Annotated in this window: 12 protein-coding genes; all 12 read left to right on the forward strand. The window is 56.7% G+C overall.

Annotation, left to right across the window (positions count from 1 at the left end; translation table 11 throughout):
* The first annotated feature begins 23 nt into the window (after positions 1-23).
* The 12 genes from zapD (at position 24) to sS8_RS29545 (ending at position 12,529) form a co-directional block, all read left to right on the forward strand.
* Positions 24-821 carry a cell division protein ZapD gene (gene zapD, locus sS8_RS11045; protein ID WP_232020601.1) on the forward strand — a complete coding sequence of 266 codons (798 nt, stop codon included), beginning with the start codon at positions 24-26 and terminating at the stop codon, positions 819-821.
* Between the two features lie 9 nt (positions 822-830).
* Positions 831-1,052 carry a DNA gyrase inhibitor YacG gene (locus sS8_RS11050; RefSeq protein WP_119629693.1) on the forward strand — a complete coding sequence of 74 codons (222 nt, stop codon included), beginning with the start codon at positions 831-833 and terminating at the stop codon, positions 1,050-1,052.
* Positions 1,053-1,219: 167 nt separating this feature from the next.
* Positions 1,220-1,495 (forward strand): FmdB family zinc ribbon protein, encoded by a 276-nt coding sequence (locus tag sS8_RS11055; RefSeq protein WP_119632729.1) that lies wholly within the window; start codon positions 1,220-1,222, stop codon positions 1,493-1,495.
* A gap of 64 nt (positions 1,496-1,559) precedes the next feature.
* Positions 1,560-3,344 carry an aspartate--tRNA ligase gene (gene aspS / locus sS8_RS11060; protein WP_119629694.1) on the forward strand — a complete coding sequence of 595 codons (1,785 nt, stop codon included), beginning with the start codon at positions 1,560-1,562 and terminating at the stop codon, positions 3,342-3,344.
* A 1,108-nt stretch (positions 3,345-4,452) separates the two neighbouring features.
* A complete protein-coding gene (locus tag sS8_RS11065; RefSeq protein WP_170161041.1) occupies positions 4,453-5,370 on the forward strand; it encodes an EpsD family peptidyl-prolyl cis-trans isomerase in 918 nt (305 codons plus the stop codon).
* Between the two features lie 108 nt (positions 5,371-5,478).
* Positions 5,479-6,021 (forward strand): hypothetical protein, encoded by a 543-nt coding sequence (locus sS8_RS11070; protein WP_145986500.1) that lies wholly within the window; start codon positions 5,479-5,481, stop codon positions 6,019-6,021.
* Positions 6,022-6,068: 47 nt separating this feature from the next.
* Positions 6,069-7,448 (forward strand): undecaprenyl-phosphate glucose phosphotransferase, encoded by a 1,380-nt coding sequence (locus tag sS8_RS11075; protein ID WP_232020602.1) that lies wholly within the window; start codon positions 6,069-6,071, stop codon positions 7,446-7,448.
* Positions 7,449-7,533: 85 nt separating this feature from the next.
* Positions 7,534-8,331, forward strand: a complete 798-nt coding sequence (gene epsE, locus sS8_RS11080) for a polysaccharide export protein EpsE (protein ID WP_119632731.1) — start codon at positions 7,534-7,536, stop codon at positions 8,329-8,331.
* A gap of 45 nt (positions 8,332-8,376) precedes the next feature.
* Positions 8,377-9,783, forward strand: a complete 1,407-nt coding sequence (epsF, locus tag sS8_RS11085) for a chain length determinant protein EpsF (protein ID WP_119632732.1) — start codon at positions 8,377-8,379, stop codon at positions 9,781-9,783.
* 113 nt (positions 9,784-9,896) lie between these two features.
* Entirely contained in the window at positions 9,897-10,772 is an 876-nt protein-coding gene (gene epsG / locus sS8_RS11090) for a chain length determinant protein tyrosine kinase EpsG (RefSeq protein WP_119629697.1), read from the forward strand.
* Between the two features lie 38 nt (positions 10,773-10,810).
* Complete coding sequence (locus tag sS8_RS11095; protein ID WP_119629698.1) at positions 10,811-12,004, forward strand: O-antigen ligase family protein; 1,194 nt, start codon at positions 10,811-10,813, stop codon at positions 12,002-12,004.
* A gap of 57 nt (positions 12,005-12,061) precedes the next feature.
* Complete coding sequence (locus sS8_RS29545; protein WP_119629699.1) at positions 12,062-12,529, forward strand: acyltransferase; 468 nt, start codon at positions 12,062-12,064, stop codon at positions 12,527-12,529.
* Positions 12,530-12,534: the final 5 nt, after the last annotated feature.

Here is a 12,534-nt window from a genome sequence, read left to right on the forward strand (position 1 = left end):
ACTAATCCTGGATCGGATTGTTTATGATGCTATCTATTGCCGAAAATCCTGCCTTGAGCGATTCCATAATTTACGAGTTCCCGCTCAATGAACGCATACGCGTGTTCATGCGGCTTGAACAACTCTTCCAACAGATCGACCATTTCATGACAGGTGCGTCGGTCTGGGACAGTCGGGCGGTCATTTCGACCCTACTGGACGTCCTGACACTGTTCAGCCGCAACGATCTTAAGTCGGAGACCTTAAAGGAACTGGATCGCCACGCGGCGGTGCTGACACGGATGGCACACAATCAGGACATCGATCAGGCCAAGCTGGACAAAGTCCTGACCAAACTCGACAAATTGAGCAAGGAGCTTTACGCGGTTCCCGGCAAGCTCGGTCTCTCGCTGATGGAAAACGAGCTATTCAAGAGCATCTCCCAGCGCAGCACCATTCCCGGCGGAACCTGCTCTTTCGATTTACCAGCCTTTCATTACTGGCTCAAGCTTGACGACCACACGCGCCGACACGATCTCGAAAGCTGGCTGGAACCGTTCCGATTGGTACGGTCAGCGATCGATATCCTTCTGAATTTCATACGAACCAGCGCCGCACCGACGGAAGAACGGGCGAGCGGCGGCTTTTTTCAGAAGAGCCTCGATCATACCTTGCCGTTTCAATTGCTCCGCGTGGCCGTAAAGCGTTCACAACCGTATTTTGCGGAAATCAGCGGCGGCAAGCACCGATTCACCGTCCGCTTCATGATCCCGGATACCGTTGAGCGCCCGACCCAGTGTCAGGACGATATCGGTTTTCAGTTAACATGCTGTTTATTGTGACGAGTCAACTTGTCCAGCGAACGTTCAAACAAAATCGTCAAATGTCCTCGTTGTCGAAAGCCGACAGCCTGGAGCGAATCCAATAAGTTCAAGCCTTTTTGCAGCGAATACTGCAAATTGATCGATCTGGGCGAATGGGCCTCGGCCTCCTATGTCATAGCGGGCGAGCCGACGGATCCCGGCTTGTCTGACCTCGAAACGCCGTTCTCCGGCGACCAGCCTGATTCATAAACCTCGAAGTCGGCGTATCATCACTGAAACGGCAGTATCCACCCTGCTCGTTTGGCGCATCGTTGCGGTTCGACCGCGTTTTCGGGATCGCGAAGCTTTATCTTGAAAACTCGCCTTGCACCCACATATTACATGCGCCCGTTTTCAGATCGAACGAGGAAATTCCCATGCCCATTTATGAATATCAATGTAAATCCTGCGGTCACGAATTCGAAGCCATCCAGAAAATCAGCGACGACCCCTTGAAAGAGTGCCCGGCTTGCGGTGATCTCGAACTGAACAAATTGGTGTCGGCCGCGGGTTTCCGCCTGAAAGGCGGCGGTTGGTACGAAACGGACTTCAAAACCGGAAAGGACAAGAAAAAGAATCTCGCCGGTGACAAATCGGACTCGTCGACATCCAAGAAGGAATCCAAAAAGTCGACTGCGGAAGCAGCTTCATAAGCTTGTACAACGACGGCCGGAGCCGTAATATTTTGGTTTTTTGATTGAATTTAGAGACAAAGCAATGCGTAGCCACAGATGCGGAGAACTGACGGAAAGCCATTTGAACCAGGAAGTGGACCTCTGTGGCTGGGTTCACCGCCGCCGTGATCACGGCGGTGTGATCTTTATCGACCTTCGTGACCGAGAAGGCCTTGTACAGGTCGTTTTCGATCCCGATTTCGCGGAAGCATTCAAACTGGCGGAGACGGTCCGCAGCGAGTATGTCCTTAAAGTGCACGGTACGGTCCGTCCGCGTCCCGCCGGGACCGAAAATCCGAATTTGACTACCGGTAAGATCGAGGTCCTGGCAACGCACCTCGAAATACTCAACAAAGCCGAAACCCCTCCGTTTCCCCTGGAAAGCGAAATCGAAGTCAGCGAAGAAACCCGCCTGCGCTTCCGCTACATCGATTTACGTCGCCCGCTGATGCAGCAGCGCATGAAAATGCGGCGCGATGTCATACGCTTTCTCAGAGGATTTCTCGATCATCACGGATTCTACGAAGTCGAGACCCCTTTCCTGACCAAGGCGACCCCCGAGGGCGCACGGGATTATCTGGTCCCGAGCAGAACTCACCCGAATCACTTCTTCGCCTTGCCGCAATCGCCCCAGTTGTACAAACAGTTGCTGATGATCTCCGGCATGGACCGCTATTATCAAGTGGTGCGCTGCTTCCGGGACGAAGACCTTCGTGCCGATCGGCAGCCGGAGTTCACCCAGCTTGATATCGAAACCTCCTTCATGGACGAAAATCAGATCATGTATCTGATGGAGGACATGATTCGGCAGCTGTTTGCCGAAGTTTTGCAAGTCGAGTTGCCCAACCCTTTTCCCCGCCTGACCTATGCCGAAGCGATGCGGCGCTACGGTTCGGACAAACCGGATTTGCGCATTCCGCTGGAATTGGTCGACATTGCGGACCTGGTCGAAAGCGCGGAATTCAAAGTGTTTGCGGGACCCGCGAACGATCCCGATGGGAGGGTGGTTGCGCTCAAACTCCCGGGCGGGGCCAATTTGTCGCGCAAGGAGATCGACGATTTGACCCAGCATGTCGCGATCTACGGCGCAAAGGGTCTGGCCTACATAAAAATCGTCGACCGCAGCGCCGGAATCGATGGCCTGCAATCGCCCATCGTGAAATTCCTTCCGGTCGACGCCGTCCGCGGGATCCTCGACCGAGTCGAAGCGGAAACCGGCGATATCGTTTTCTTCGGCGCGGACAAAGCCGGCGTCGTCAACGAGGCAATGGGCGCGCTGCGCCTGAAACTGGGCCAGGACCGGGGACTTGCGGACAAGGACTGGAAACCCCTTTGGGTCGTGGATTTTCCCATGTTCGAATGGGACGAAAAGGAAAATCGCTGGTTCGCGCTGCACCACCCGTTCACCGCACCGAAATGCAGTCTCGGAGAGCTCGAGTCCAATCCCGGTCAAGCCTTGTCCCGCGCCTACGATATGGTCCTGAACGGTACCGAAGTCGGCGGCGGTTCGATACGTATCCACCGTACCGACATGCAGCATTCGGTGTTCAAGTTACTCGGGATCGGAGACGTGGAAGCCCAGCAAAAATTCGGATTCCTGCTCAACGCCCTTCGGTACGGAGCACCGCCTCACGGCGGCCTCGCTTTCGGTCTCGACCGCCTGGTCATGCTGATGAGCGGAGCAGCCTCCATCCGCGAAGTCATGGCCTTCCCCAAAACCCAGTCGGCCTGGTGCCCGATGATTGACGCTCCCGCCATGGTTACCGACGCTCAGCTCCGCGAACTGGGTATCCGGTTGCGCCGTCCGTCGGAGGGGGACAAGGGCTGAACGATCCAATCTCGGCCCTGCGCGACGAAGCCAGCAGGCTATGCGGCAGCCACTCCTGCCCGTGGCCGGGATGACCGATTCGCGCACATCTTTCGAAAATCCCGGAAACGGCCGTTGGACATGCTCGAGAGCACGGCGGGCGGCTCGGCCGGAAAGCATGTCCTGAGCCGAGTCGAAGGAGCGCGCCGTCACCGCGGGGTAGTCTCCCGCAAGAAGGAGCAACGCCGTCAGGTAGCCCGTTCGTCGTACACTAACGGAAGCTTGATTAAGTAGATTCCTTTCGTCCTGAGCCCGTCGAGGGACTTAATCAGAGCTTCCCTTAGGTGGTGGCGGCTTCATCCAAGCCGGTAACCTCGACACGAGGGACGGCAGCCATAAGCCATGCGGCGTTTCGACGCCATTCAAGGGGTCAACTGCCGTTTCTAGGATAAATGCCTTCGCATCGGCTACACTTTCGAGCGTCCCCTTCCCGGTAAGCCCTCGCGATACCACCGGAGCTTCGCGCCAATACAACGCGCAGCTCGCCTGAAAGGTATCCTCCTCCATCGCCCCTCTAGGTCGGAGTCATGCCCCCTCCCAACAGTCCAAGGATGTCGCATATACGTGACACTTACAAAGCCCGGTACACTTGGGAGGGATCAACGCATCGACCGCCATCCCGGCCAAACCCCGTCAAAACATGCGTCAGCCGGGAGAAAAGCCCAGACAGCAGTGCTTATATTCGTCTCCGTTCGCTCTTCGAACCGATGTCGTCTTTAAGCGACTCCTCTCGCCCTAGAACCGACCACTTTGCGACAAATCCGCTTACGGCATGCCCCATTTTTGAACAATGACGACATTCCCATTGTCTGCCGCAGGATCACGTTCGACCTAAATCCAATCGCTATCCGGTACCGGCTTCCGGCCTGAACATGCGGCTGCTTCTGCGGCCAAGGCTGTAATCGTACTGTAATCACAACTTTTGTTGCGAATTCTCCGCAATGTAGATCCTCCCGGCATTGCCCAGAAAACAGCAAATGGTCCAGGTTTTGCTTTATTTGCTTCGTAAAAGTAAATATTTCGCCCCCTTGGAGATGGCTCTTGGGACTTTATGAATTTACGGAACATTATGGATAGAAAGATTTGGTTGAGATCGCTGCCTCTGGGCGCACACGCGGTTCTCGCCATGTTGAGTGGGTGCGACGGCCAGTTCACGTCCGACACAACGGCTCGGATCGTGGCACGCGTCAATGGAGACGACATTTCCGTCGGTCAACTCCATGCGCTCCTCGCACGTTCCGCTCCGGACTCCGACAATCACGTCGACGTTTCGCGCAAGAAGAATATCGACAACCTCATCAATCAGCAGCTTCTCTCACAACAGGCAATCGAAAAGCAACTCGACCGAGATCCCCAGGTTTCGCTTGCAACGGCCATGGCCGAACGCCAGGTTCTAGCGCAAGCTTATCTCGATCATATCGCGCAAGCGGTCTCCAAGCCGGATACCGGCGAAATCAGCGCCTTCTACAAATCCCATCCGCAACTTTTCGAAAGGCGCAAGATTTACCAATTCAACCAGATATCCATTCCCGTAACGCAGGAAAGCCGCGAGCTCATCGAATCTCGCCTGAAGCAGAACTTGCGATTCGATGCGTTATCCAGATGGCTGCAGGAACAAAACCTTCCCCATACCTTACAACGGGTGGTCCGCGCCGCCGAGCACCTCCCCCTGGAGAAACTCGAAGAATTCGATCGCTTGAAAAAAGGAGAAGCCACATCGTTCAAGGCAGGAAGCGACTTTCTCGTACTGCAGTTATCGACTGTTAAAGAAGCGCCTCTCGATCAGGAGGACGCTGCTCCTCTGATCGAATCTTTCCTTATCAACCAGCGGCGGATCGCACTGATAGATCGTGAGTTGAAGCGGCTTCGCGAGACGGCAACCGTAGAGTATTTCGGCGGTACCGAGGAGCCCAACGACGCCGATTCGCCGCCCCGACACAGTGCCGAACTCATACCGAACAACGTGGGAGCATTCAATACCCAATAATGGATCGAGAATAAGCTGAATAAGACCGCAGCCGGCTGACTGATATCGGATCTCACACGATCAAGACCATAACGTTCTTTTTTAAAACTCATTGCATCTGGGGTATATATGAACTTGCAACGTCTCGGAAACATTTCTCACAGAATGGCTTTTTGCCTACTGATCGCCTGGTTTAAAGGAGCATATGCGGAGGATATCAGTGATTATTCTTCGACTTTCGGCATGTCTTACGGGGACAAGAAAAGCGGGCATGTTATCGACAGCGTTAACATTAACCTATCGCCTGCCGGTAAAAGAATATTTGCGGAAGGCTCTTTCTCCGAGATGACCAGAGGCCACTATAGCCTGGTGAAATTTGTCGACATTCATTCTCCGAGCCTCGCCGTCGGCTCAGTGGCTCATCAAGCTCCGAACAACCCGGGCGAAAAACAGCCGGCTATGGCTGTCCGCGAAACCCGGGCCGCTTCACCGGAAGCCGAGAGTAAAGACGGTCACGCCAAACAGCAGAAGGAGCACTCGTATCCCGGTTACGTTGCCTCCTCGTCCGACACGGACACCTGGCTCATGATACTGGTCGGGATTACCTTGATTGGACTGCAGGTCATGCGCAGTGCCAAGAAGTCGGAACCCATTTATTCATCACTGAATTAACCTAACCGCAAAATACCGCCCCCATAGGTGATCTCGGGAGAAAAGGCTTGCAGGCAATCGAACGCCCATCGGTTCTATTAGTTAAAAGTCTTCTTAATCCAATCGTGATCGTCGCGTGTTTTGTCCTGACGGTCCACTTTTATGGATTAAAGATTGAAAAGCATTACTTCTTGCTTTTGGTAATTACCTTTTTGATCGCTTCGCTGATTTTTGACGAAATAGATCTGGCGCCGGATTTCAAATCGAGTTTCCTGCGTTTATCCGGCAGCATTTTCTCCCGCTGGATCTTTTTGTTCGGTTTCCTGGCGATATTGGGATTCGCGGCCAAGATGTCCGACGATTTCTCGAGGAAGCTGGTGCTCACCTGGTTCCTGGTCACGCCGGTGGTGCTCGTGACGTTCCAGTTATTGGCCCGGCGCTTGCTGAAGTCGGTGGTATCGCAAGAAAACTCCCAGCGCAGAGCGATCATTGTCGGCGTGAACGAACTCGGCCTGAAACTGGCCGAACAGTTCGAGTCCACGCCTTATCTGGGAATCAGCTTTGCCGGCTTTTTCGACGATAGAAGCCTTCAGCGGCTGGGCGTAAGCGATATCAAGCTGCTGGGAAAGATGGATAACGTCGCGGAGTTCGTCCGGGCCAATTCCGTACATCTCATATACATCGCGTTGCCGATGATGGCTCAGCCGCGGATTTTCGGTCTTCTGGACAAACTGCGAGATACCACGGCTTCGATTTACTTCGTTCCCGATATTTTCGTGTTCGACCTGATCCAAGCGCGATTCGGGACCATCAACGGCATTCCGGTCGTGGCCGTGTGCGAATCACCGTTCCACGGCATCAACCGCGTTACCAAGCGCTTAATGGACATCGCGCTCTCGTCGCTCATTCTGATTCTGATCTCGCCGCTGATGTTGGTAATAGCGATCGGCGTCAAACTGAGTTCACCCGGTCCCGTCATCTTCAAGCAGCGTCGCTACGGGCTCGATGGCGAAGAAATCAAGGTTTACAAGTTCCGAACCATGACCGTCCTGGAAGACGGCGGTAACGTTCGCCAAGCCAGCAAGGACGATAAGCGCATTACCCGCTTCGGCGGATTTCTTCGCAGGACGTCCCTGGATGAATTGCCGCAGTTCATCAACGTGTTACAGGGCCGCATGAGCATTGTCGGACCGCGTCCCCATGCCGTGGCTCATAACGAACTGTACCGAACCCAGATCAAAGGCTATATGATCCGCCACAAGGTGAAGCCCGGTATTACCGGTTGGGCGCAAGTCAACGGTCTTCGGGGCGAAACCGACACGCTGCAGAAGATGAAAGCCCGAATCGACTTCGATCTCGACTATTTGCGGAACTGGTCGCCATCCCTGGACCTATGGATCATTTTGAGAACCGCCGGCGTATTTCTCAAGCAAGACACTGCGTACTGAGTGCGACAAGCCGCGGATATCTTTAAATAAATAATTATTGCCTTGGTTCGAACAAGCCTTGTCTTCGAATTTCATTCTCCAAAAGATGCTCAGCCCTATTGGTTTTCGCACGCAATTTTTTATCGGCCTCGTCACTTTGCTCATCCTGTCGGCCGCGAGGGCCGATTATTTGCTCGGCCCCAACGATCTCATAGACATTACGGTATACGGCAATGAGGATCTCGCCACCGAAACCCGCATCTCCGACAGCGGAAAAATCACCTTTCCGCTTCTGGGAGAAATCGAAGTGGGCGGCTTATCCGTCGGCGAGGCGGAAACCCGCATCGGAACCCTACTTTCAGGTCTTGGTTACGTACGCGATCCCCAGGTGAATATCAGGGTTCAGGAGTACCGCAGCCACGAAGTAGCGGTATTGGGATTCGTGAACAAGCCCGGGCGTTACGCGCTGGACACCGCGAGCACGGTCACCCAGTTGATCGCCCTGGCGGGCGGCGTAACTCCGCAAGGGGATGATCGGACCATCGTGACGCGAACCCGGGACGGGCGGACCTACCGCGAAGAACTGAATCTCAAAGAATTGCTCGAGGATGGAAAGACGTCCGAGGACATCGTCGCGGAACACGGCGATGTCATATTCGTGCCTCGCGCTCCGGTCTTCTACATCCACGGCGAGGTTCAACACCCCGGCGCCTACCGCCTGGAACGCAACATGTCGGTTGCGCAGGCAATTTCCCTGGGTGGGGGAGTGACTCCGCGCGGCAGCCTGCGCAGCATCACGATCAAACGAAAGTCGGCGGACGAGCGGTTGACCACGCTGGACGCCGACCTGGATGAGCTGATCGAAAAGGATGACGTCATCTATGTGGGCGAACGATGGTTTTAGCCGTTTTCCCGGCCGGCGAACTCGAAACACATGAGGTGGCTTGACATGAATTTACATCAGTTCCTGCAAATCCTACGGGCGCGGCGACGGGTGCTCGTACTCACGCCGGCGGCTGCCGTGCTGCTGGCCCTTGCCATCAGCCTCATGCTCCCCAAGGCGTATACCGCGGTAACGAGCCTGGTCATCGACTACAAGGGCGTGGACCCGATTACCGGCGCCACGATGCCGGCACAGCTGATGTCCGGGTACATGGCGACCCAGGTCGACATCGTCGGCAGCCACAACGTCGCGCTCAAGGTCGTGGACCGGCTCAAACTGGCGGAACAGCCGGAATGGCAAGAGCGATTCGAGAAAGAAGGGCGGGACGCGGCGGACATCCGCGACTGGCTGGCCAACCAACTGTTGAAAAAACTCGAGATTCAGCCGGCCCGGGAAAGCAGCATCATTCACGTAAAATATTCGGATGCCGATCCGGCCCTCTCTGCAGTTTTATCCAACGCCTTCGCGGAAAATTACATCGCCACCAATCTGGAACTCAGGACCGAACCGGCCAGCCAGTACGCCGCATGGTACGAAAGGCAAATCAAGGATCTGCGTGAGAACCTGGAGCAGGCCCAGGCGCGGCTGTCGGAATACCAGCAGGAAAAAGGAATCGTCGCTCTCGACCAGCATCTGGACGTCGAAAATAGCCGGCTGGAAGAGCTGTCCAAGCAAGTGGTGGTCGCCCAGGCGCACACCTACGATCTGATCTCCCGCCGCAACCATCTGGAGGCAGCCGGCAACGCCGCCCTGCCGGAAACCCTGCCCGACGTGCTTTCCAGCTCCGTCATTCAAGACCTCAAGGCGAAGCTGGCACTGGCCGAAACCCGGCTTGCCGAACTCGGGGAGAAATACGCCTTCAATCATCCCATCTATCAGCAGGCCGTGGCCGAAGCCGGCAGCCTGAGAGGCAAGTTCGCGGCGGAGATGAAAACCATTCTGCGCAGCCTGAATACCGGGCTGGAAATTGCGCGTGCCCGCGAGGCTGAACTGAGAACGGCACTCGCCGAACAAAAGACCCGGGTGCTCGAGCTCAACAAGCAGCGGGATGAACTTTCGGTTCTGACGCAAGAAGTCGAACACGCCCGCATCTCTTACACCGCCGCTTTGCAGCGATTCAATCAAACCCGCCTGGAGAGCGAGGCGAACCAAACCAACGTCGCGATCCTCAATCCCGCCAAGCCGCCGATGCGGCCATCGCGGCCGAAGGTGCTGCTGAACGTCGCGATAGCGGGTTTCCTGGGCGTCGTGCTCGCGGTCAGCCTAGCTTTGCTGCTCGAACTGCTCGATCGCCGAGTACGCTCCCCGGAAGACTTGAGCACCGCGCTCGGAGTCCCAGTGATCGGGGTGTTGACCGATGCGAAGTTACGCCGCCCCAAATGGCGTCTGGCTTTTTCCAGGACGCCGGCCTGAAACCCCATGGCGTCCGGGCCACACCACGATCGCGGAGGCCGCTCGCAGATATCCCTGCCGTCCCCCGGCGGTAGCGCCCGGACGTCCGTTTATCACGACCCAACGGAATTTTTATGACCCAAACCCAGGCGCTCAAGATTAAACCGGAACCCGCCGGGACCGATCGCCGAATCGGACAAATTCTCCGGGAATCCGGCAGGCTCTCTCCGATCGATGCGGAACGGGTACTGCATCTCCAGAAAGAAACGGGACTGCGCTTCGGCGAAGCCGCCCTGCGGCTGGGACTGATTTCCGAAGAGGATATCAGCCGGGCGATTTCGGAGCAGTTCGATTACCGCTATTTGAAACCGGGACAGGGCAATTTCAGTACCCGACTGATTGCCGCTTACCAGCCGTTCAGCCCGCAGATGGAGGTATTCCGCGCGATACGCAGCCAGCTGATGCTGCGCTGGCACGGCGAGGGGAATAAGACCCTGGCCGTGACGAGTCCACGCCGGGGCGAGGGACGCAGCTACGCCGTCTCGAACCTGGCGGTAGTATTCTCCCAGCTGGGCCAGCGGACCTTGCTCATCGATGCGGATTTGCGCCATCCCTCGCAACACGACATCTTCGCATTGGGCCGCAACGGCTTGGGATTATCCGATCTGTTGGCGGGCCGCGGCAGCGCGGAATGCATCCGCCGCGTGGAGGAATTCGCCGATCTGTCGGTGCTGCCGGCCGGTACGCTTCCCCCCAATCCCCTGGAATTGCTCAGCCGCGGTAAATTCGATGCCTTGCTGAGCGATTTTGCGTCGTCCTACGACATCGTCCTGCTGGATACGCCGAGCGGCATGACCAGCAGCGATGCCCAAACGGTCGCCGCTCGCGCCGGCGCCTCCCTGCTGATTGCGCGAAAAGACATGACGCCTTTTTCCGAAGCCGAGTTTCTCCGGCAGATGTTGACCGCAGTCGGATGCCGGGTAGTCGGTGCGGTGCTCAATGACTTCTAGAAGCGGTTCGCGTCGAAGCTCGCAAGGGAGGTTCGGATATGGCCTTTAAAGCCGTATTCCTACTCGCGCAACTACTGCTGGTCGTCAACTTGGAGCGATTGCTCGGCATGGCCAACGCCAATCCGATCGAGAAGCTGTTTCTCATCCTGGCCGGCCTGGTTTTCGCTTTCACGCGTCCGCGTGTCCAGGCCAATCTCGTACTGATGGGGTTCATCGTTCTCGTCACGTTCGTCTGCGCGCTTCTCAGCGAGTTCGATGCCTTCTCCTGGAATCGATATCTGCGCAGCCTGGTAAGCCTCTCCGCCTTCCTTCTTTTTCTCACGGCATTGCCGGAAGACCGGGATCGGGAATTGATCCTGCTGATCGCGGCGTTGTTCCCGATCGTGTCGGTTTTGATCGGAACGCTGTACTACACCCTCGGTCTCAGCCACCTGTGGATGACCGATTACCTGGGCACACGGCGGCTTTCTGGCAGTATTGGTCCCGCCTTTCTCGGCGGAGCCGGTTTGACCGGCGCGGTGGCGGCCAGCTACCTCGCCCTGGAGAAGCGGGGGAGTTATCTCCTGCTGGCGCTCGCCGATACCGGAATCACCATGTTGACGGCTTCCCGCATGCCCTCGGCGCTGGCACTCGGGGTCACCGGCGCGATGTTGTTCATAGAAAGCCGATCCGTGGTGTTCAGAGTCCTGATGGTTCTTTACGGGACCGTCGTGGTCGCCGCACTTTTCTATCTCATGGGCGACCAGTTGATGACTCGTATGTCGTCCAACGCCCTGAGCGGCCGCGACCTCATCTGGAACGAACTGAGCGCCTACGTCGAACGCTTTCCCTATTTCGGCGTCGGGTTGGGGCACCAGATGGATCTCCTGTCCGCCCGACTTTCCGCCGCCACCCATACCGTCGCCGCGCACAACGAATATCTCCGGTTCACTCTGGAGGTCGGCTACGTCGGCGCATCGATCCTGTGCTGCGCCTTCGTCGCGATGCTGGTGAACCTGCTGCGCCATCCGCAGCTGACCAAGAAATGGGCGTTCTTGATGGTCTGCGCGGCCTTCTTCGTTTATTCGGCAACCGACAACACGTTCAGCGTCGCTCAATGTTTCATGGTGGTCGTCGTTGCCTTCGTCGGCGCCTGCGGCCGCCGCGAGCCGGCTTCACTTCCCTTCCGGGCGGACGATCGCCAGTCCCTGGGAATTACCGAACCCGACATCGAGCGGCCGCGCCCGATTTAATTCAAGGCCTCGGCAAAGTTTTTTCGCAAGAACAACCGAAAAGGAGAAACCACAGACATGAATCTCGGCAGACTCAGATGGGTCCGACGTTGCCTGGTCGAATCGAAGCGCTTTTTCCTGGTGAGGCTCTTCCGCATGGACATCCATCCGTCCAGCCAGTTTTCGCTGTCCGCGAAATTCGATCTGACCAATCCCAGAGGAGTCCATGTAGGCGAAGAGTCTTACATCGCTTTCGACGTCGCCATACTGACTCACGATCTGACCCGCGGCGTGCGCGTGCATACCCGCATCGGACGCCGATGCTTCATAGGGGCGAGAAGCATCGTTCTGCCCGGAATCACCATCGGCGACGAGAGCATCGTCGGAGCGGGCTCGGTGGTCACGCGCGACGTGCCGCCCCGGTCGGTCGTGGCCGGCAATCCGGCCCGCGTCATCAAGACCGGCCTCGAAGTGGGACGCTACGGCCGGCTGCCCGACGCCGACGATGTACAGGACCGAACCGCGCTGGAAAACGGTCTCGACTGAGAGCC

The sequence above is a fragment of the Methylocaldum marinum genome, from assembly GCF_003584645.1.
In the GTDB taxonomy this organism is placed as follows: domain Bacteria; phylum Pseudomonadota; class Gammaproteobacteria; order Methylococcales; family Methylococcaceae; genus Methylocaldum; species Methylocaldum marinum.

Excerpts from the sequence above, each read along its gene's own strand:
- zapD (WP_232020601.1), top strand. The coding sequence starts at position 24 with ATGATGCTATCTATTGCCGAAAATCCTGCCTTGAGCGATTCCATAATT.
- sS8_RS11055 (WP_119632729.1), top strand. The coding sequence starts at position 1,220 with ATGCCCATTTATGAATATCAATGTAAATCCTGCGGTCACGAATTCGAA.
- aspS (WP_119629694.1), top strand. The coding sequence starts at position 1,560 with ATGCGTAGCCACAGATGCGGAGAACTGACGGAAAGCCATTTGAACCAG.
- sS8_RS11065 (WP_170161041.1), top strand. The coding sequence starts at position 4,453 with ATGGATAGAAAGATTTGGTTGAGATCGCTGCCTCTGGGCGCACACGCG.
- sS8_RS11070 (WP_145986500.1), top strand. The coding sequence starts at position 5,479 with ATGAACTTGCAACGTCTCGGAAACATTTCTCACAGAATGGCTTTTTGC.
- epsE (WP_119632731.1), top strand. The coding sequence starts at position 7,534 with ATGCTCAGCCCTATTGGTTTTCGCACGCAATTTTTTATCGGCCTCGTC.
- epsF (WP_119632732.1), top strand. The coding sequence starts at position 8,377 with ATGAATTTACATCAGTTCCTGCAAATCCTACGGGCGCGGCGACGGGTG.
- epsG (WP_119629697.1), top strand. The coding sequence starts at position 9,897 with ATGACCCAAACCCAGGCGCTCAAGATTAAACCGGAACCCGCCGGGACC.
- sS8_RS11095 (WP_119629698.1), top strand. The coding sequence starts at position 10,811 with ATGGCCTTTAAAGCCGTATTCCTACTCGCGCAACTACTGCTGGTCGTC.
- sS8_RS29545 (WP_119629699.1), top strand. The coding sequence starts at position 12,062 with ATGAATCTCGGCAGACTCAGATGGGTCCGACGTTGCCTGGTCGAATCG.